This window comes from Clostridia bacterium (genome assembly GCA_017554615.1).
Taxonomy (GTDB): Bacteria; Bacillota; Clostridia; order UMGS1840; family HGM11507; genus SIG450.
Map to the genome: position 1 here is coordinate 28978 of JAFZHY010000023.1, position 19991 is coordinate 48968.

Here is a 19991-nt window from a genome sequence, read left to right on the forward strand (position 1 = left end):
TTATGAAAATAGCAGTCGCAGGAACAGGATATGTAGGTCTATCAATGGCAGTGCTTCTTGCACAAAATAATGAAGTGTGGGCAGTAGATATTGTGGGCGAAAAAGTAGAAATGATTAATAATAAAAAATCTCCTATTGCAGATAAGGAAATCGAAGCATTTCTTAAAGATAAAAATTTAAATCTTACTGCAACGCTGGACAGCCATAAAGCATATAAAGATGCAGATTTTATTATTATATCAACACCTACCAACTATGACCCTAAACTTAACTTTTTTGACACTTCAAGCGTAGAACAGGTTATAGAAACCGTTCTTGAAATTGAGCCAAAAGCAACAATGGTTATAAAATCAACCGTACCTGTTGGATATACTGAGGGGATAAAGCAAAAATACGGATGTTCCAATATACTATTCTCGCCTGAATTTTTAAGAGAAGGGCAGGCTCTTTATGACAACCTGTATCCATCAAGAATTATAGTAGGCTCAAATGTAGAGTTTAGAAATAAAGCAGAACAGTTTGCTTTACTTCTTAAAGAAGGCGCAATAAAAGAAGATATCCCTACCCTCTTTATGAATACTACCGAAGCGGAAGCTGTTAAACTGTTTTCCAACACATATCTCGCTTTAAGGGTAGCATATTTTAACGAACTTGATACATACGCTGAAACACGCGAATTAGATACAAAGTCAATTATAGAAGGAGTAGGGTTAGACCCAAGAATAGGAAGCCATTACAACAACCCGTCCTTTGGCTACGGCGGATATTGCCTTCCGAAAGATACAAAGCAGTTACTTGCAAACTATAACAATATCCCGAATAATATCATCAGCGCAATAGTTGATGCCAATCGTACAAGAAAAGATTTTATTGCAGACAGAATCATAATGAAAAATCCGAATGTGGTAGGAATATACAGACTTACAATGAAATCAAATTCAGATAATTTCAGAGCGTCTTCCATTCAGGGTGTAATGAAAAGAATAAAAGCAAAAGGCATCAAAGTAGTTGTATATGAACCAACATTGGAAGATGAATTATTCTTTAATTCTGAAGTTATAAAAGACTTAAATGAATTTAAAAAGATGTCTGATGTTATAATTGCAAACAGATATAATGAAGAAATTGCTGACTGTCTTGATAAGGTATATACAAGAGATTTATATTTCAGAGACTAAAATTTATTTTTATAAAAACCATGAGAAATTTACTCTCATGGTTTTTTAAATTTAACCATTTTTTTCTTTACATAAAAATTCCTTGTTTGCACAAAATACCAATATAAAATTGAATGATTAATGAATAACAAAGGAGTTTTTATATGAAAGCAACGGGAATTGTAAGAAGAATTGATGATTTGGGAAGGGTTGTTATCCCAAAAGAAATAAGAAGAACTATGAGAATACAAGAAGGCGACCCATTAGAAATTTATACCAATAATGAGGGGGCAGTCCTTTTTAAAAAATATTCTCAGGTTGGCGATATAAGTGAGTTTGCCGATGAATATGCTCAGGCTATAAATGACATTACAGGCTATGTTACGGTTGTTACCGATAAAGATAATGTTGTATCTGCCTGTGGCATACCTAAAAAAGAATTAGTTGGTAAAAATCTATCTTATGAATTAAGAGAAATAATAGACGACAGAATGACCTATGGATATGTTGAGGGGGAAGAAAGTGTTAACCTTATAGATTCTACTGATAAATATAAAGTAAGCCTTGCCTGTCCCGTGGTTTGTATGAACGAGCCTGTCGGAATGGTGGGCATAATCTTTCCGGACCTTAACAAAAAATTAGGCGAAACGGAAGAAAAAATTGCACAGACTTCTGCAACAGTTTTAGGAAAAATTATAGAAAACTAAACTTTTAAAATTTTATGCTGAACAATTTGGTTTGTTCAGCATTTTTGTATTTTTAGTGCAGTACTTACATTGTTGACATTAGATATATAAAATGATATGATAAGAATGACTTATTTTGCAAATATGAGGTAGATTACATATGAAAAAATTATTTTTTGTTTTAATAATAAATATTATGTCTCTTTTTCTCTTTTCTACTTATGTTAATGCATCATATGATGTTTCAGACAGAGTAAGAATAGGTGTTAAATATGGTAGCAGTGCCATAGGCAACCCAACCGTATCATCCACTACAAAATCTTTTGATTTTTACAGTGTGAATGAAGATGTTTATAATATAGGAAGTGTTGATGCAAAAAAGGTCAGCATCTCTTCTTCTTTATCATACTTAATCGTTGAACAGTCTCAGTTTGAAAGTATAAACGCTGCTTTGGAATATTGCAATAAAAGAGAAAATCTTGTGCCTTATATTAAAGACGAAAATATATGCGCAGTAATGGAAGAAATTTATACACCTGAAGAACTTTCAATAAATCTTGAAACTGCAAGGTCTTTTAACGAAACTGCATTTATAGTAGAGCCTGACAGCAACTTAATAAAAGTAACTGATGAATTTGGAAAAACTCTTTTACTGTTTTGCCAGACAGAAAGTTATAATTTAGGTATAGGCGCAACGGATGACGGGCTTATAGATTTCGGGAAAGAAGAAACTTACAGAGATGTTATAGAATTTGTTAAAAAAGGTAACGCTTTTAATATAATAAGCAATGTTACTATGCAACATTATCTTTACAGCGTTGTTCCTGCTGAAATAGGTGCATCTGCCCCTCTTGAAGCACAAAAGGCTCAGGCAGTATGTGCAAGAACATATTACGAAGAAAACATTAAAAGACATAAGGCAGACGGTTTTTCCCTTTGTGCAACAACACATTGTCAGATGTATATCGGCACAAAGTGGGAAAGAGCGCAGTCCAACAAAGCAGTTGATGAAACAGAAAATATGATAATTACCTATAACGGAAAACCTATCAGCGCAGTTTATTTTGCTCATTCAAGCGGAAGAACTGCCAATGTGGAAGATGTATGGGGTAACCCTTATCCTTATTTAAAGTCTGTTGAAGATAAATACTGCACAGACTATTCATGGGAAGTAAAAATAAACTACTCAGACCTTACAAAAAAAATGAATGATAAAGGATATAATTTAGGAACTGTTACATCGGTTAAAATATCCAAAATGGCAGATACAGGAACAGTTACCGGAATAATAATCAAAGGAACAAACGGGCAGAAAGAATTTTTAAGAGAAAGTGTAAGAACAATTCTCGGAGTTAAAAGCCAGAATTTTATTATTCCATCAGGAAACGAAGTAAGCGTTGATGCTAATCAGACTAAATATACACTTAAAGAATATGCAGAGTTTTTAGCAGGTAAAAAACCGCCAGTGTCAGCACCAAAATTAAATGATGATACAATTTACGGAAAAGGCAACGGACATAATGTAGGCTTTTCTCAGCATGGTGCAATGGGCTATGCCGAAAACGAAGGATGGGACTACATAACTATTTTAAAACACTATTATCAGGGTGTCGAAATAGAGGGAGAATAATATTGGAAAATATGAAACTTAGTGATTTTTATTATGATTTACCCGAAGAACTTATTGCTCAGACTCCTTTAGAAGACCGTACAAGTTCAAGGCTTCTTGTGTTAAACAAGGAAAACGGGGATATATCACACAGAACATTTAAAGATATAAAAGAATATTTAAATCCGGGCGATTTGCTTGTTTTAAATAATACGCGTGTTATTCCTGCAAGACTGTATGGGATAAAGAGTAAAACAGGCTCGAAAATTGAATTTTTACTTTTAAAGCGTATTGACCTAACTAAATGGGAAGTTATTTTAAAACCTGGCAAAAAAGCAAGAGAGGGCGCAGAATTTTCATTTGGCGACGGACTGCTTAATGCAAAGGTTATAAAGGTTAAAGAAGATGGTAACAGAATAGTAGAATTTTCTTATAACGGTGTATTTGAAGATATACTTGATAAACTGGGGCAGATGCCTCTTCCGCCTTATATCAAAGAAAAACTTAAAGATAAGGAAAGATATCAGACGGTTTATTCAAAACATGAGGGTTCATCTGCTGCACCTACTGCAGGTCTTCATTTTACAAATGAACTTCTTGATGAAATTAAAAATATGGGGGTTAAAATTTCATTTGTTACTCTCCATGTCGGTCTTGGAACTTTCAGACCTGTAAAATGCGATAATATCAAAGAGCATAAAATGCACAGTGAACATTTCTTTATTGATAAGTCCACCTGTGATATGATAAACGAAACTAAAAAGAATGGCAATAAAGTTATTGCAGTGGGAACAACCTCGGTAAGAGTTTTAGAATCAGTTGCAAGAGATGACGGATATTTAGAGCCTTGCGAGGGAGATACCGAAATCTTTATCTATCCCGGATATAAATTCAAGGTGGTAGATAAACTTATAACCAATTTTCATTTGCCTGAATCTACCCTTTTAATGCTTATATGTGCTTTATCTGATAAAGACACAATATTTAAGGCATACAAGGCGGCAGTTAATGAAAAATACCGTTTCTTCAGTTTCGGCGACGCAATGTTTATTCAATGATAAAATCATTGAATAAACAAGGTAATAGGTAATAAGGAATAGTGAAAAAAGTGCGGTAGGTTTTCGCAGTTGCGAAAACAAAAAAATAAAAATGACGATAACCTATAAACTTTGATTTTGTAGTTTTTATCACATAAACCATAAACATCGCACATGCAATGTTTATTGAATAAAATTATTTTTTATAAAAAGGATATATATTATGTTTAAACTTATTAAAAAGTGTTCCAAAGCCCGTTTGGGAGAGTTTCACACTCCACATGGCGTTATTGAAACTCCTGTGTTTATGAATGTTGGCACTTGTGCTGCAATTAAAGGCGGGGTTTCAACACTCGATTTAAAAAATATGGGCACTCAGGTTCAGCTTTCAAACACTTATCATCTTCATGTAAGACCTGGAGACGAGATTATAAAAAAATTAGGCGGTCTTCATAAATTTATGAACTGGGATAAACCAATTCTTACAGACAGTGGTGGTTTTCAGGTTTTCTCACTTTCCAAGTTAAGAAAGATAACCGAAGAGGGAGTTTACTTTAATTCTCATATAGATGGAAGAAAAATTTTTATGGGGCCTAAAGAAAGTATTAAGATTCAGTCAAATCTTGCATCTACTATTGCTATGGCTTTTGACGAATGTATAGAAAACCCGTCTCCTTATAAATATGTTAAAGACTCAATAGAGAGAACTACCAGATGGCTTGAAATCTGCAGAAAAGAGATGGACAGACTTAACAGTTTGGATGATACTATAAATAAAAAACAAATGCTCTTTGGCATAAATCAGGGGTCAACATTTGATGACTTAAGAATAGAGCATATGAAAAGAATCAGAGAAATTGACTGTGAGGGTTTTGCAATAGGCGGACTTGCAGTCGGCGAATCTAACGAAGAAATGTATCATATAATTGATGTTGTTGAGCCTTTTATGCCGGAGGATAAGCCAAGATATTTAATGGGGGTAGGCACTCCTGCAAATATTATCGAGGCAGTATCAAGAGGGGTAGATTTCTTTGACTGTGTTATGCCATCAAGAAATGCAAGGCACTCTCATCTTTTCACATCAAAAGGTATTATAAATCTTATGAACCAAAAATATGAATTAGACGACTCGCCTATTGACGAAAATTGCGACTGCGAAACATGTAAAAACTATTCAAGAGCCTATATAAGACATCTGTTTAAAGCAAAGGAAGCACTTGCTCTAAAACTTGCAGTTACCCATAATTTAAGATTTTATAATAAACTTATGGAAGATATAAGAAAACATATCAAAGAAGATACATTCTTAGAATTTAAAAAAGAAGCAGTTGAAAACTACTCCAGAAGACTATAATATAGTTATATTCGCCTGACGGCGAGTTATATTTGCCTTGCAAGTGATATTTGCTCTGCAAGTGATATTGCCTTTGGCAATTAGTTTGCTTATGTAATAACATAAGCAAATACCACTAAAACTAACAGTTTTAATATCACTTTTACCATTTGGTAAAAATATCACTCTTTACAAAGTAAAGAATATCACTTAAAAAATTAAAGTCTGAAACGGTTAAAATCGTTTCAGACTTTTTTAACATTCCCTTTTTTTAATCTATTCTTTTATCACCCATATAGAACAGCGCTACTGTTCCTCTTCCTGTATGAGAGCCTATAACTGCTCCGATATCATTAATTAAAACCTTACCTTTAAGAGCAGGTATTCTTTCTTCTACAAGGTCTTTTACTGCCTTTGCATCTTCTATACAATCTGAATGAGAAATAAAACATTCTCCGTTATATGAAGCACCGCCTTTAGCATGTTCTTCCATTGTGGCAACAATTTCTTTAATAACAGTTTTCTTGCCTCTTATTTTCTTTCTTGCTTCAAGTTTTCCTTCAAAACTTACATTAAGCAAAGGGCAAATTCCAAGGAGTGAGCCTAAAAGCGCAGACGCAGATGATACTCTTCCTCCCCTTTTTAAGTGAGTTAAATCAGAAGTAAAGAACCAGTGATGAACATTAAGCTTATTATCTTCTGCCCAGTTATAAACCTCGTCAATAGATTTTCCCTCATCTTTTAAATCGGCAATTTTTTTAACAAATAAACCGTATCCTGAAGAAGCAGCCAATGAATCAACTACCAGTATTTTTCTGTCAGGATATTTTTCACTAAGTTCTCTTGCTGCAATCTGGCAGGAATTAAATGAGCCTGAAATTCCTGAAGATAAGGAAATAAAGAGTATGTCTTTTCCCTCTTTTAAGTACTTTTCAAAAAACTCCATATGTTCATCAACATTTATCTGACAGGTGGTAGGCATTCCTCCGTCTGCTATTCTCTGATAAAAATCACTAAACGGATAACTTTCTCCAAAATCATCATCATACTGCTTGTCATCCAAAAGGAAATGAAAATATAAATATTTAATATCTCTTTCCTTAAAAAAAGCCTTTGGCATATCTGCAGTTGTTGCACATGCTAATATAAAATCATTCATATTTTAAGTGCCTCCTTTATCGCAGGTTATATTAAAGTATATGAGAACATTTCGTAATGGAGTTTACTTCCTACATCAGTATTAGGCGGTAAAAGCGCCATCGCAATAAATATCTCATTACCCTCTTCGTCTTTTAAATAGGCATATTCGCCCTCAATTTTTGTAACAATATAATCTTTTGGCTCCACTTAAATTACTTCCTTAATTTTTATACTTTTATTATATATAATTCTTAATATAGTGTCAACTTTTTTTATATGCTATGACACATTTATAATAAATTCATAAAATAATTGTAAGAAGATTTTTAAAAAGAGAGTGATAATATGAATTCCTGCACATTAACAACCTTTATAACAACTCTTGCAAATTCTCTGTCTTGTAAACTAAGCGAAGAGGAATTAACCTATCTGGCAGCAGTTCTTGTGCAGCTAGGGGATACTTTAGCAACTATTGCAACACATAAAGCATTTGAAAAAAATAATAATTCATCTGCTAATTAAAAGGAAAAAAGGTTACATTGTTATCCTTATCGCATATTCCAAGATAAATTTCTTTTGCGCTTTTAAATCTCTGGTCTTTTAACTGTTTTTCTAACCATTCTATATTAAACCCTAGGCGTTTTAAATTTTCATGCATAATTTGTCCGTCCATAATTATTTCGGTGTTAATTTCCTCTTGTTTAACGGATATATTCATATCCTCGGGTGTAATAGGTCTTTTACTGCTTTTTGGCAGTATGGTAAGATGCCCGTTATGTTCAAATACTGCTGTATTTATATCATTTAAATTAAAATATCCCTCCTGTCTTAACATTACCATAAATTCGCTTAATTCTAATTTGGCTTTTTTCATATTCTTTCTGTATAATTTCCCGTTATCCATAATAATAGTAGGCGTTCCGTTAATAAACTTTCTGCTTTTGGGAAATCTTAGTGTAATCCATGAAAGTCCTATCGATACCACTCCGTATATTATAATAGCAAGAAGAGGTTTCCAAAACATTTCTGAATCTATGGCAAGTTCTGCTGCTATTGAACCAATAGTAATACCACTGATATAATCAAAAAAATCAAGTTCAGCCATTTGTTTATGTCCCATAATTTTTGCCATAACAAATAAAGAAACCACCGATAACAAAGAGGTTAATAAAATTTTTATAAATTCCATAAAGAAACACTTCCTAAAATTTTTTTATCTTTCCATAGTATTCCATAATTTATTTTTTTTATTATATTTTTTTACACTAAAACTTTACACCTGACTTGACAGTTGTAAACAACTTTGTTATACTATACACTGTATATAAATTTGAAAAACAAAGGGATTTAGGGAGAATGGATCAGATAATTTACGATATCAATAAAATAAAAAAAGAAAAAAACGCCATAATTCTTGCTCATTTTTATGCGCCAAAAGAAGTGCAGGAAATAGCAGATTATGTAGGAGATTCTTTCTATCTTGCAAAAATTGCAAAGGAAACTGACAGTGAGATAATAGTATTTTGCGGAGTTTTATTTATGGGCGAGAGTGCCAAAATAATAAACCCGTCTAAAAAGGTGCTTATGCCTGATATTACTGCTGACTGCCCTATGGCTCATATGGTAAGTAAAGAAAAAATTAAAAAACTAAGAGAAGAATACAAAGACCTTGCAGTTGTATGCTATATAAATTCAACTGCTTCTTTAAAAAAACTAAGTGATGTTTGTGTAACCTCTTCCAATGCTCTTGATATTGTAAAAAAACTTCCTAATAAAAACATATTTTTTATTCCTGATAAAAATTTAGGAAGATTTGTTAAAGATAATATCAAGGATAAAAATATCATATTAAATGACGGTTACTGCCCTATCCACGAAAAGATAAGCGTAGATGAGGTTAAAAAACTAAAGGCCCTATACCCTGATGCTAAAATACTTGCCCATCCTGAGTGTAATGATGATGTATGCAAAATGGCAGACTTTTTGGGAAGCACTTTAGATATTATAAACTATGCAAATAGTGATTCTTGTAATAAATATATCATTCTTACCGAAGTGGGAGTTTTATATCAGTTAAAGAAGAATAATCCTGAAAAGGAATTTTATTTTACAGACCCTGCGCCTATATGCAAAGATATGAAACTTAACACACTTAATAAAATATTAAATGTGCTTAAAAATGAAGAAAACGAAGTAGTTTTAAATAAAGAAGACATATTGGATGCATTACTGCCTCTTGACAGAATGCTTGAAAGAAAGAATTAAAAGTTAAGTTATGATTAAAGAAATTTATACCGACATTGTAATAGCAGGATGCGGAGTAAGCGGTCTGTACGCTTCTCTTAACCTTAAAAAAGATAAAAAAATAATAATTTTATCTAAAACAAAAAAAGAAGAGAGCGATTCTTTCCTTGCGCAAGGTGGAATCTGCGTTAAAAAAGATGAAAATGATTTTGAAAGTTTTTATGAAGATACACTAAAGGCAGGACATTTCGAAAACAGTCCTCAGTCTGTTACAACTATGATTAACTCATCAGTTGATATAATAAATGACCTTGAAAAATACGGTGTAAGATTTAATAAAGATAAAGATGGTAATTTCGAGTATACCAAAGAGGGTGCACATTCTAAGCCGCGTATTCTTTATCATAAAGACGAAACGGGGAAAGAAATAACCTCTTCCCTTTTATCAGAAGTTGAAAAAAGAGATAATATAACACTTTTGGAATACTATACAATGGTTGATATATTAACAGAGGATAACACTTGTTACGGTATAGTATGCCACGATTTAGATATGAATTTTTACATAATATATGCTGATTATACCATTCTTGCAACAGGAGGTATCGGAGGGCTTTTTACCCATTCAACCAATTTCCCTCACCTTACGGGAGATTCTCTTGCAATATGTTATAAGCATAATATTCCTCTTAAAAATGTTGACTATATCCAGATTCATCCTACCACTTTTTATACTGATAAAAAGGAAAGAAGTTTTTTAATATCCGAATCGGTGCGTGGAGAGGGCGCACTTTTATATAACCATAAAGGAGAAAGATTTGTTGATGAACTTCTGCCAAGGGATGTTGTGGCAGATGCTATATTTAAGGAAATGGAAAAAGAAAAGAAAGATTTTATGTGGCTTTCTTTAGAAAATATAGAAAAGGAAGAAATTATAAACCACTTTCCTAATATTTACTATTACTGCAAAGAAAGGGGCATAAATTTACCAGAAGATAAAATTCCTGTTGTTCCTGCCCAGCATTATTATATGGGTGGAATAGAAATAGACCTTGACGGTTGCACCTTAAATAAAAGGTTATATGCAGCAGGAGAAACAGCATGTAACAATGTTCACGGTAAAAACCGACTTGCAAGTAATTCTCTGTTAGAAAGTTTGGTATTTGCAAAAAGAGCGGCAACCCATATAAATAATAACTATCAAAAAATTGAGAATAAGAAATTTGAAATTAACATTAAAGATTACGATAACTATAAAGAAGAATATGAAAAGATAATAAAAAATGAGATTTAAAAAGGAGAAATTTATATGAACAGTATCACTATGTTACTAAATGCAGACGACCTTATATTAAACGCATTAAAAGAAGATATAACCAGCGAAGATATTACAACAAATTCTGTTATGCCCCACTATCAGAAAGGACAGGTAGAACTTATTGCAAAACAGGAGGGTGTAATTGCAGGACTTGATGTATTTAAAAGAGTTTTTGAACTTCTTGATAAAAACACAGAATTTGAATTTTTCTTTAAAGACGGAGATTTAGTAAAACCTAAAGATTTAATAGGTATTATTAAAGGAGATATAAGAGTTCTTTTATCAGGAGAAAGAACTGCTCTTAACTATCTTCAAAGAATGAGTGGTATTGCAACCTATACTAAAGAAATTGTAACTCTTTTGGAAGGGTCAAAAACAAAACTTTTAGACACAAGAAAAACCACTCCTAATATGAGAATTTTTGAAAAATACGCTGTTAAAGCAGGTGGAGGAAATAACCACAGATATAATTTAAGCGACGGTATACTTTTAAAAGATAACCATATCGGCGCTGCGGGAAGCGTTGCAAATGCTGTTAAAATGGCAAAAGAATATGCTCCTTTTGTAAGAAAAATAGAAATTGAGGTTGAAAACCTTGATATGTTAAAAGAAGCACTTGATGCAGGTGCAGATATTGTAATGCTTGATAATATGAGTGTCGAGGATATGAAAGAAGCAGTTAAAATGGCTAAAGGAAGAGCAGAAACCGAATGCAGTGGTAATGTTACCAAAGAAAATATAAAACTTCTTTTAGATATTGGAGTAGACTATATTTCAAGTGGTGCTCTAACCCACTCTGCTCCGATTCTTGACTTATCCTTAAAAAATTTACATGCTATATAGGAGGATATATTTGTGAAAGCCGATGAAAGAAGAAAACAGCTTTTTGCAATTTTAACTTCTAAGAAATATGCCATATCAGGCAGTGAACTTGCTAAAAAACTAAACTGCTCAAGGCAGATTATAGTTTCTGATATTGCAATGCTAAAGGCTTCGGGGTATGATATTATTGCCACAAATAAGGGGTATATTATAAATAAAAGTCCACTTCCTGAACGCGTTTTTAAAGTAAGGCATCAAAGCGATAAAACAAAGGATGAACTTACCCTTATTGTAAATTGTGGTGGAATAGTTTCAGATGTATTTGTATGGCATAAAGTATATGGTAAAGTAAAGGCTGACCTTAATTTATTTTCTCATACAGGGATAGATAAATATATGGACCTTATAAAAAGCGGAAAATCATCCGAACTTATGCATATTACAGACGGATACCATTATCACACCGTAAAAGCCGACTCACAGGAAATTTTAGACAAAATAGAAGAAGCACTAAAGAGTGCAAACTACTTAGTACCTGAAATTTAAAAAACTTTATCTTTGTTCAACATATAAAGACGCACTTTCTTAAAGAAGTGCGTCTTTGTTATATTTGCCAAAAACAGCAAATTTCTTATAATGGATATAAGGGACAAAAAATCATCTTTTGAATTTATTTATCCATTCTAAAATATGATCATATTTCATATTACCTGATGCAACTGATAGACCAAAGTCAACCACATCTGCATTAGTGCAATTCATTTTTATACCCTCTGCTTCCAGAAATGTGAGCATAACATATACACCTATTCTCTTATTTCCATCGACAAAAGCATGATTAGATATTAAAGAAAAACCAAGACTTGCTGCTTTTTCCTCTTTTGTTTTATATAGTTCTTCTCCGCTGAATGTAACATAGGCATTGTTAAGAGCACTTTCTAAAAGTCCAATATCCCTTACGCCAACACTGCCTCCCGTTTCTTCTGCTATTAATTGATGCAAAAGCAAAACCTTTTCTTTACTCAACTTAATCATTTAGCCAACTCCTCAAAGGCAGGTTTGAATCTATTCATAATTCTCTTTGCAGCTACATCAATTTTCTCATCGTCGGTAATATCAAAATAAGAATTTGAATCTATATCAATAAGCAAAAATTTGGGTTTGTTGTTTTTAAATATAACCGCTTGACCATTATTTTCCGCAACTTTAGCAACCTTCGAAAAATTTTGATTTGCTTCTGTCATTGTTGTAATGGTTTCAGTATTTATATTCATAATTACCTCCTATTTTTTATACAATAAATATATCCTACAATTTGTATTATATACAAATTGTAGGATAATGTCAACCTATAATTTCACATGTAATTTTATAAAAACTGCATAATTTAGATGCTAATCAATTTAGCGATATACTCACTTCGTTCGTGCGATATATTTTCGCTCCTCTCAAATGCGATATAACTCCATTTCATTCCGTTGCGATATGCTATAAATTCCTTTTCATTTTTGACATATCTCGCCTATGGCGAGAATATTCAAAAATATATCGCATTACGAAGTAATATATCGCACCGAAAGGTATATCGCAAATTCCGCAGGAATTTATATCGTTGCGGTCGCAGACCGCAAAACCTCCCATTATCTTAAAATAATTATTCGTACTCTTCCACCAGAACTGTCAGATGCGTCATAGAAAGCCTGAACTCTGTATTTTGAGAAATTGGTTACTGCCTCTGTTAAGGTTGAAAGAACATAATCAAAAGAAGAATTTACTGTATATACAGTAACATTATCGGATATAGTATGTTTTACCCCTTTTGAGTCGTACAAATATCCATAGGAAAGTTCTTCTACATTATCAACTGATGACATTGCATAAATGCCTTCAAGTTGATTATTTCTTATATCAAATTTTCCAAATGTTTTGGCATTAAATGTAAAGTATGTGCCTGTTGATTTTTCCACACCGTCTACAAGGTAGCGTGTTCCTCCTATTTCGGATGCAGAAATTATCATACCGTATTTGTAAAGGTCGCCTGTTACATCTTTTAATATTAAAGATGAAATTTCTCCCTTTTCATTTTTACCGCAATATAACACATCGCTCTCTTTTATTGTAACACCGTCAAGTCTTGGAGGGTAAATTTTTAAATACTCTCCGTTTTCGGATACTTTAGTATCCTTAACATCAATAATTGAAATATCAGGAGCAATTTTTAAATTGCCAAAATATCCTGACTGATAGTTAAATAAACCTGACGCCCCACCGTAATTTACTGCCTGAGCAGTTGCAATCTCGTCTTTAAATGTAAGTTTTACAACTTTTCCTCTTAGACTGTCATATGTTTTACTGGTTTCAAATTCATAAGTGTTTCCGTCCGGTGTGGCAACGCTTATATAATAAGAAGTATACTTTTCATTATTTACAGTGTATTCTTTTAAGCCAGAAGACAGAGCGTATGCATAAATTGTCTCAAAAGAAGCTCCGCCTGACAGGATATCGGCTATTTTCCCGTCCTTTCCAAGAAGCACTGTAACTGCCTGACCTAACTTTAAAGTGCCCAAAGAAGAGAATTTTGTATACGCATCTATTCCCTCTATTTCATAGGTTACACCTGAAATTTTAACAGAAGACGGAGTTTCCTGATTTGGAATTGCCTCTTCAAATATACCTGTTCTTTTTTCTGAATATGCCCAGATTGTATTAAGATTTTTAGAATAATAGATAATATCGTTTATATTTATATCGTTTTTATTTACCTTGTTTCCACCCTTTAATATAGTCGCACTGTCAATATTAACAGGTAAGGTAGCAAAGATACTTACGCCTGATACTCTGATTGGCCCTTTTAAATCTTCATCATCAACAAATATATATCTTATCTGCCCACTACTGTCTTTTATTACCTTTATACTGTTTCCCACAGTTATTTTAGGTAAAACTGCGCTGTATGTTGACTGATTGTTTTTATAATATGTAATAACATCATCACTTAAGTTAATAATTTCATTTCTTCCGTTTTTATTTACAATTATATCGTCGCTAAGTACACCTGCTACTGCATAAACCTCTTCGTTTTTATTGTCAGCAAAAAAGCCTACAAGGTCTTTATTGTTTTTTACTATTATATCTCCCTGGCTTTCTATATTAGAAAAATCAAAATTATCTTTTACATTAAAAGTTCCCAAAGATGTTACAACAGTATCTTTTTTAATACTTGCATCCTGATAGTATGAAGAAACAAGTACAACATCTTCTATCAGTTTATATCCTAATGTTTCAATATAAGTGGTTCCGTTTTTTCCCTCTTCATTTAAGGTATTATAAATGATAGTTATGGCATCTTTTCTTGTAAGATGCTCTCCAACCTTTGCATCTACATTATCCAAAATTCCAATATTTGTTGCAAGGCCTATCTGCCCATATGGCCATTCTGAGCCGAAATCTTCGCTTGTATAGCCCATAAGTTTTAAGGCAATAGTTACAGCTTCTTCCATAAGCACATAAGAGTCAGGGCGAAATGTTGAATCAGGATATCCTGTTACCAGCCTGTTTGTCGCTGCAACCTTTATATACCCTGCTGCCCAATGTGTGCGTGGAACATCGGCAAAAGGAGATGTATTTGTTCCTATCGGAACGCTGTTTTTATAATTAGATGATGCTACTACAATTTTAGCAAACTGCGCACGGGTAAGATTAGAATCAAGGTCATAATCTCCTCCTTTTGAAGCATCTCCATGTATAATATCAAGTTTGTTAAGAAAGTCTGCCATATCATAAGGCGTATATTCTTTAGCCGAAACTTTTAATAGGCCTAATGGTAAAAACATACTTACTACTAACATAAAACACAGTATTCTTTTCATCTTTTTCTTCCCTCCCTAAAAATTTAATCGTGCCTTAGTGCGTCAATAGGATTTAACCTTGCCGCCTTTTTAGCAGGAAAATATCCAAACGCTATACCGATTATGGCTGATACCGAAAACGCAATAGCAACTGCACTAAAGGATGGCACAACAGTCAAATTAAGCAGTCTTCCTGCAAAGTATGCAAGTATTGCCCCGAGTATAATTCCAATAATTCCACCCATAACGCTTGAGGTTGCCGCTTCTACTACGAACTGGCTCATTATATCCTTATGCATCGCACCGAGCGATTTTCTAATTCCTATTTCCCTTGTTCTTTCGGTAACTGATACTAACATTATATTCATAATACCTATACCCCCTACTAAAAGAGAAATACCTGCTATGCAAAAGAGCATTAAGGTCATCTTGCCTGTAACCTCATCTAACATATCAACCATTTCATCCATAGAGGATACTGTATATGCATTAGTGTTGGAAAACTTCTTATATAAGAAATTCTGCAAAGTTGAAATAGCCTTTTGAACATTATCTTCCCCGTTGGCGCTAAAATAAAAAGTAGATGTCATTGCCATTCTTGAAGCATTGGTGTATGGAATAATTATCTTATGATCGTCGCTGTTTTCCTTACTGTCTGCTTTTTCTTCAAGTACTCCGACTATCTTATAAATATCGTTGCCTATTTTTATGTTGCTCATAAGCGGCGACTGCCCGTTAAAGAGTTCCTTTACTATATATGTACCGACAACGCACACCTTCTGTTTTTTCTCAACATCAATATATTCAATAAATCTTCCCTCGGATACTTCAACATTTCTTATATCCTTATACTGTTCACTTACACCGATTACAGGGGTTGTAAGATTTTCGCTGTCAACTTTAACTGTCTGAGAAAACTGAACATTGGGAGAACAGCCTAAGTAAACATCACTGTTTTCAAAAGCAAATTCTATCATTTCATCTGCTGATACAGTTCTTGACGAGCCTCTTCCTCTTACTGAAACTGTTATAAGATTTGTGCCCATACTCTCAAAAGTGTTTTTTATTTCATTGGTCATTCCCTCTACAACGCTTACTAAGATAATAACCGATGCAACACCTATGATTATACCCAGCATAGTAAGAAATGAACGCATTTTACTTGCCATAAGGCTTTTTATTGCTAAAATAAAAGATTGTTTAAAATTCATCCTGCCTTTTACCTTTCTTACCTTAATATATTATCGGCTATAATCTTACCGTCCTGTAACCTTACTATTCGGTTACACTCATTGGCAATACTGTTATCATGGGTAATAAGAACAACAGTGTTACCCTCTTTATGAAGTTCCTTTAAAAAGTCTAAAACTTCTCTGCCTGTTTTTGAATCAAGCGCACCTGTCGGCTCGTCTGCAAGGATAACTGATGGCTCCCCTGCAAGTGCTCTGGCAATAGAAACTCTTTGTTGCTGTCCGCCTGAAAGTTGCGACGGATAATACTTTTCTCTTCCTAAAAGTCCAACTCTTTCTAACGACTTTAATGCCATTTCTCTTCTTTTATCTTTATGAATTCCCCTGTATACCAAAGGAAGTTCAACATTTTCAAGTAAATTAAGTTTAGGAATGAGATTATACTGCTGAAAGATAAAGCCTAAGGTTTTATTTCTTATATTTGCAAGTTCATCTTCATTAAGACGGCTTACATCTTTTCCAAGTAGATAATATTCCCCGCTTGTAGGAACATCAAGGCAACCTATAATATTCATCGCAGTAGATTTCCCACTTCCTGACTGCCCTACAATAGCAGTAAACTCGCCCTGTTTTATATGTAGGTTAATTCCGTCAAGGGCATGGATTTTATCTTCTCCGCTTTCATATATTTTATATATATCAACTAATCTTATCAAGATTATCTGTCCTTCCCTTAATTTCTTTGACCGGCGCCTGATGGGAATGTACGGTTTGCTCCTCCCATGCCGCCTGACATACCACCCATGCCGCCTGACATACCACCCATTCCGTGAATGCCAAGTATATTAGTCATACCAGATGGGGCAGATTTAACATAAACTGTATCCCCCTCATTAAGTCCGCTTATAATTTCTATATTATTTTCATCATTTAAGCCTGTTACAACTCTTACAGGAACAAACCCTTCAGGCACATCTTGTAAATTCATCATGCCAGATTTGGCCTTTGTATCACTTGTTCCCCTATCTTTACTGCTATCAGTTTGTGCATTTGATTTTTCATTATTGTTCTCATGCTTTTTGGCATCTTCTTCTTTAACATATACCAAATTGCCTCTCATAACAGAAGATACAGGTACGGTTAAAACATTTATTTTCTCTTCTATAACAATTTCGGCATTAACATTCATCTGAGGAAGCATTCCGTCAGGGTTATCCACTATAACCTCAACAGGATAGGTAGTAACACCGTTTGCAGTTGTACCGTTTATGTTGATACTGTTAACATGCCCCTCAAATCTTCTTCCTGGGAGTGCATCGGCTGTAATATCAACTTTTTGGTTAAGCTTAATTTTGTCAACATCAAGTTCGTCTACATTTATTGTAAAACTTATTATTGACATATCTGCTATTACGCACATAGTAGTATTACCGTTGGTATTATCAAGAGTGTCCCCTGCTTTTATGGTTTTTTCGATAACTGTACCGTCAATTTTTGATTTAATTGTGTAATCTTCAAGTTGTTCATATGTATTATCTAGAGATATCTGTGCTTCTCTTAAACTTCTGTTAGCATTTTTTATATTGTCATCAACTGTATCGCTTTCAAGTACTAATATTGTACTGTTATATGTAACATTATCGCCTAAATCAAAATTTATGTTTTTAACATCTCCTGAGGTTTTTGCAGTAACAGTTTTTTTATTATAATAATCAAAAGTTCCCTCGCTGTTACATCCGATAGAATTTATTACTGCTGTGGCTTTATGAGATGGAGTAATTCCACCTGGGTTATTAACTTCAATATCAACATATGATACTGCAACACCCATTTCATTTATAAGAGAACCTGATGAAACCCTTGTAACGATACCATCTAATCTATAAAATGAATCAGAAAGTATAACTTCTGCATTATTTCCAACATATATATCTTTTATGTCTGCCATATTAAAAGGTATGGTAAGCACCATTTTTGATTTATCTATTATATCGCATATCTTTGCTCCGTTTGACACGCTGTCCCCTTTTTTAACATACATATTGGAAATTACGCCTGAAATAGGCGCTTTAACATTTAAATCAGAAACTGAGTCCATTGTGTTATTATAAGAGTCTCTTGTTTTTTCCATAGAAAGTTCTGCTTTTTCAAGCGTGTCTGAAAAATCTTCCTTGTCAAGTTCGTAAAGAATTTCTCCCTTTTCTACTACATCGCCCACTTCAAATGTATCACTAATTACATCTCCTCTTACAGAAGATACAACCTTGTATAAGTTTTTAGGCTCAACTGTACCCGATGCACTTATAACATATCTTACATTTCCTATTCTTGCCGTAGCAGTATTAATAGCACCTTGCGCTTCTTTGCTTTTCTTTAAAAATGCATATGTAGTAAACCCGCCTATAACTATTAATGCTATAAGAACAATTAAAATAATCTTTTTTAACTTCTTATTTTCCAAAGACTTGATTTTATTAAATAAAGATTTAAAATATTCTTTAATGTCAGTAATTTTTGATATTTTCATTTAAGATAGCCTCCCAAGATACTTTATCACAGTTTATACTAATATCATTATGTGATAATAGTATGTAATATTTATTAACAATCTGTAAACACTTTTCTATTTTACACCAAATATCCAAAAATTTCAACGATTATAATAATAATTTCTATTTTTTTCCATTTTTGTAAAATTTCTCTTGATTTCCCGAAAAAATTGGTATATAATGGAAATACATCCAATAAATACTATTAAAAAGGAGAAATTAAAATGAACAAGAAAATCAAGATATTACTTGCAGATGACAGTATTACCTTTAAGGAGCAACTTGAAAAAGCATTGGAAAAGGAAAATGATGTGGAACTTATCCGTCATATAACTGACGGACGAGATGTTATAGATACCATTAAAAACATTCAGCCTGATATTGTGATATGTGATTTAATTCTTCCGTTTAAAGACGGTATTGAAATATTAGAAGAATTATCGAATTTAAGTTTAAGAAAAATGCCTATGATAATTGTTGCATCTGCTATTACCACGGATAAAATTATAAGACAATGTATGGAGTTTGGTGCAAATTATTTTATTGCAAAACCCTGCAATTTATCAAATCTTATAAAAATTATCAAAAAACTTACCGACGATATAGAAGACAACAGTATTTTCACTGTCAATAAAGATGTAGTTGACGAAAATTCGTACATTACAAATAATATTGAAGATATTATTGAAAATAAGGTTACCTCAATTATTCACAAAATAGGAATTCCTGCTCATATTAAAGGATATAAATATTTAAGATGCGCAATTAAGAAAACGATTATTGATGAAGATATTATAAATTCTGTTACAAAGGAACTTTATCCTGAAGTTGCAAAAGCATATAACACAACTCCTCCAAGAGTTGAAAGAGCGATAAGACACGCTATTGAAGTTGCCTGGAACAGAGGGGAAGAAGAAACTTTAAATAAAATATTCGGCTACACCGTTCAGTCAAATAAAGGCAAACCTACAAACTCTGAATTTATTGCAATGATAGCAGACAGATTAAGACTGCAAAATCAAAGCATACTTGCAAAGTGATATTGCATAGTGCAGTAG

General features: G+C 33.1%; 19 protein-coding genes and 1 pseudogene. 11 read left to right on the plus strand and 9 right to left on the minus strand.

Translation table 11 applies throughout. The features are described from left to right. Positions 1 to 2 precede the first annotated feature (2 nt). From IKZ35_05460 to tgt, 5 genes are all read left to right on the plus strand, one after another. On the plus strand, positions 3 to 1178 hold the full coding sequence (locus IKZ35_05460) for a nucleotide sugar dehydrogenase (GenBank protein ID MBR4893407.1): 1176 nt from the start codon (positions 3 to 5) through the stop codon (positions 1176 to 1178). A 143-nt stretch (positions 1179 to 1321) separates the two neighbouring features. After that, the gene (locus tag IKZ35_05465) at positions 1322 to 1864 is read left to right on the plus strand and encodes an AbrB/MazE/SpoVT family DNA-binding domain-containing protein (GenBank protein MBR4893408.1); all 543 of its coding nucleotides are present in this window, start codon (positions 1322 to 1324) and stop codon (positions 1862 to 1864) included. A gap of 139 nt (positions 1865 to 2003) precedes the next feature. Beyond that, positions 2004 to 3473: a SpoIID/LytB domain-containing protein gene (locus IKZ35_05470; protein ID MBR4893409.1), complete on the plus strand. Its 1470-nt coding sequence runs from the start codon at positions 2004 to 2006 to the stop codon at positions 3471 to 3473. Positions 3474 to 3484: 11 nt separating this feature from the next. After that, the gene (gene queA, locus IKZ35_05475; protein MBR4893410.1) at positions 3485 to 4510 is read left to right on the plus strand and encodes a tRNA preQ1(34) S-adenosylmethionine ribosyltransferase-isomerase QueA; all 1026 of its coding nucleotides are present in this window, start codon (positions 3485 to 3487) and stop codon (positions 4508 to 4510) included. Between the two features lie 202 nt (positions 4511 to 4712). Next, complete coding sequence (gene tgt, locus IKZ35_05480; GenBank protein ID MBR4893411.1) at positions 4713 to 5843, plus strand: tRNA guanosine(34) transglycosylase Tgt; 1131 nt, start codon at positions 4713 to 4715, stop codon at positions 5841 to 5843. Between the two features lie 250 nt (positions 5844 to 6093). On the opposite strand, the gene IKZ35_05485 is transcribed toward tgt, so the two are convergent. Next, positions 6094 to 6981 (minus strand): DegV family protein, encoded by an 888-nt coding sequence (locus IKZ35_05485; protein ID MBR4893412.1) that lies wholly within the window; start codon positions 6979 to 6981, stop codon positions 6094 to 6096. 26 nt (positions 6982 to 7007) lie between these two features. Continuing rightward, positions 7008 to 7169 (minus strand): hypothetical protein, encoded by a 162-nt coding sequence (locus IKZ35_05490; GenBank protein MBR4893413.1) that lies wholly within the window; start codon positions 7167 to 7169, stop codon positions 7008 to 7010. A 138-nt stretch (positions 7170 to 7307) separates the two neighbouring features. Between IKZ35_05490 and IKZ35_05495 the strand changes: the two genes are divergently transcribed. After that, complete coding sequence (locus IKZ35_05495; protein ID MBR4893414.1) at positions 7308 to 7484, plus strand: hypothetical protein; 177 nt, start codon at positions 7308 to 7310, stop codon at positions 7482 to 7484. On the opposite strand, the gene IKZ35_05500 is transcribed toward IKZ35_05495, so the two are convergent. Further along, positions 7477 to 8151, minus strand: coding sequence for a DUF421 domain-containing protein (locus IKZ35_05500; protein ID MBR4893415.1), 675 nt, complete (start codon positions 8149 to 8151; stop codon positions 7477 to 7479). The two genes, IKZ35_05495 and IKZ35_05500, sit on opposite strands and share 8 nt — an antisense overlap. Positions 8152 to 8318: 167 nt before the next feature. On the opposite strand from IKZ35_05500, the gene nadA reads away from it, so the two are divergent. The 4 genes and pseudogenes from nadA (at position 8319) to IKZ35_05520 (ending at position 11892) form a co-directional block, all read left to right on the plus strand. Next, positions 8319 to 9227, plus strand: coding sequence for a quinolinate synthase NadA (gene nadA / locus IKZ35_05505; protein MBR4893416.1), 909 nt, complete (start codon positions 8319 to 8321; stop codon positions 9225 to 9227). A gap of 10 nt (positions 9228 to 9237) precedes the next feature. After that, entirely contained in the window at positions 9238 to 10500 is a 1263-nt protein-coding gene (locus IKZ35_05510) for an L-aspartate oxidase (protein ID MBR4893417.1), read from the plus strand. A gap of 15 nt (positions 10501 to 10515) precedes the next feature. Then, positions 10516 to 11367, plus strand: coding sequence for a carboxylating nicotinate-nucleotide diphosphorylase (nadC, locus tag IKZ35_05515; GenBank protein ID MBR4893418.1), 852 nt, complete (start codon positions 10516 to 10518; stop codon positions 11365 to 11367). A 72-nt stretch (positions 11368 to 11439) separates the two neighbouring features. Further along, a pseudogene (locus tag IKZ35_05520) lies at positions 11440 to 11892 on the plus strand (transcription repressor NadR). Between the two features lie 111 nt (positions 11893 to 12003). Here the strand turns inward: IKZ35_05520 and IKZ35_05525 are convergent. The 6 genes from IKZ35_05525 to IKZ35_05550 all read right to left on the minus strand — a co-directional run bounded on the left by IKZ35_05525 (position 12004) and on the right by IKZ35_05550 (position 18911). After that, positions 12004 to 12381, minus strand: coding sequence for a type II toxin-antitoxin system death-on-curing family toxin (locus tag IKZ35_05525; GenBank protein ID MBR4893419.1), 378 nt, complete (start codon positions 12379 to 12381; stop codon positions 12004 to 12006). Continuing rightward, entirely contained in the window at positions 12378 to 12620 is a 243-nt protein-coding gene (locus IKZ35_05530) for a type II toxin-antitoxin system Phd/YefM family antitoxin (protein MBR4893420.1), read from the minus strand. The genes IKZ35_05525 and IKZ35_05530 overlap by 4 nt, the downstream gene beginning before the upstream one ends. A gap of 366 nt (positions 12621 to 12986) precedes the next feature. Next, positions 12987 to 15215: an S-layer homology domain-containing protein gene (locus tag IKZ35_05535; GenBank protein MBR4893421.1), complete on the minus strand. Its 2229-nt coding sequence runs from the start codon at positions 15213 to 15215 to the stop codon at positions 12987 to 12989. Between the two features lie 23 nt (positions 15216 to 15238). Then, positions 15239 to 16351, minus strand: coding sequence for an ABC transporter permease (locus tag IKZ35_05540; GenBank protein ID MBR4893422.1), 1113 nt, complete (start codon positions 16349 to 16351; stop codon positions 15239 to 15241). A gap of 71 nt (positions 16352 to 16422) precedes the next feature. Then, complete coding sequence (locus IKZ35_05545; GenBank protein ID MBR4893423.1) at positions 16423 to 17100, minus strand: ABC transporter ATP-binding protein; 678 nt, start codon at positions 17098 to 17100, stop codon at positions 16423 to 16425. Positions 17101 to 17117: 17 nt separating this feature from the next. Then, positions 17118 to 18911, minus strand: coding sequence for an efflux RND transporter periplasmic adaptor subunit (locus tag IKZ35_05550; GenBank protein MBR4893424.1), 1794 nt, complete (start codon positions 18909 to 18911; stop codon positions 17118 to 17120). 240 nt (positions 18912 to 19151) lie between these two features. On the opposite strand from IKZ35_05550, the gene spo0A reads away from it, so the two are divergent. Continuing rightward, positions 19152 to 19973, plus strand: a complete 822-nt coding sequence (gene spo0A / locus IKZ35_05555) for a sporulation transcription factor Spo0A (GenBank protein MBR4893425.1) — start codon at positions 19152 to 19154, stop codon at positions 19971 to 19973. Positions 19974 to 19991 lie beyond the last annotated feature (18 nt).

What these genes read in the sequence shown, in the direction of transcription:
- IKZ35_05465 (MBR4893408.1), top strand. Translation starts at nt 1,322, where the DNA reads ATGAAAGCAACGGGAATTGTAAGAAGAATTGATGATTTGGGAAGGGTT.
- nadA (MBR4893416.1), top strand. Translation starts at nt 8,319, where the DNA reads ATGGATCAGATAATTTACGATATCAATAAAATAAAAAAAGAAAAAAAC.
- IKZ35_05485 (MBR4893412.1), bottom strand. Translation starts at nt 6,981, where the DNA reads ATGAATGATTTTATATTAGCATGTGCAACAACTGCAGATATGCCAAAG.
- IKZ35_05550 (MBR4893424.1), bottom strand. Translation starts at nt 18,911, where the DNA reads ATGAAAATATCAAAAATTACTGACATTAAAGAATATTTTAAATCTTTA.
- tgt (MBR4893411.1), top strand. Translation starts at nt 4,713, where the DNA reads ATGTTTAAACTTATTAAAAAGTGTTCCAAAGCCCGTTTGGGAGAGTTT.
- IKZ35_05530 (MBR4893420.1), bottom strand. Translation starts at nt 12,620, where the DNA reads ATGAATATAAATACTGAAACCATTACAACAATGACAGAAGCAAATCAA.
- IKZ35_05495 (MBR4893414.1), top strand. Translation starts at nt 7,308, where the DNA reads ATGAATTCCTGCACATTAACAACCTTTATAACAACTCTTGCAAATTCT.
- nadC (MBR4893418.1), top strand. Translation starts at nt 10,516, where the DNA reads ATGAACAGTATCACTATGTTACTAAATGCAGACGACCTTATATTAAAC.
- IKZ35_05510 (MBR4893417.1), top strand. Translation starts at nt 9,238, where the DNA reads ATGATTAAAGAAATTTATACCGACATTGTAATAGCAGGATGCGGAGTA.
- IKZ35_05535 (MBR4893421.1), bottom strand. Translation starts at nt 15,215, where the DNA reads ATGAAAAGAATACTGTGTTTTATGTTAGTAGTAAGTATGTTTTTACCA.
- IKZ35_05525 (MBR4893419.1), bottom strand. Translation starts at nt 12,381, where the DNA reads ATGATTAAGTTGAGTAAAGAAAAGGTTTTGCTTTTGCATCAATTAATA.
- IKZ35_05540 (MBR4893422.1), bottom strand. Translation starts at nt 16,351, where the DNA reads ATGCGTTCATTTCTTACTATGCTGGGTATAATCATAGGTGTTGCATCG.
- IKZ35_05470 (MBR4893409.1), top strand. Translation starts at nt 2,004, where the DNA reads ATGAAAAAATTATTTTTTGTTTTAATAATAAATATTATGTCTCTTTTT.
- IKZ35_05460 (MBR4893407.1), top strand. Translation starts at nt 3, where the DNA reads ATGAAAATAGCAGTCGCAGGAACAGGATATGTAGGTCTATCAATGGCA.
- IKZ35_05500 (MBR4893415.1), bottom strand. Translation starts at nt 8,151, where the DNA reads ATGGAATTTATAAAAATTTTATTAACCTCTTTGTTATCGGTGGTTTCT.
- queA (MBR4893410.1), top strand. Translation starts at nt 3,485, where the DNA reads ATGAAACTTAGTGATTTTTATTATGATTTACCCGAAGAACTTATTGCT.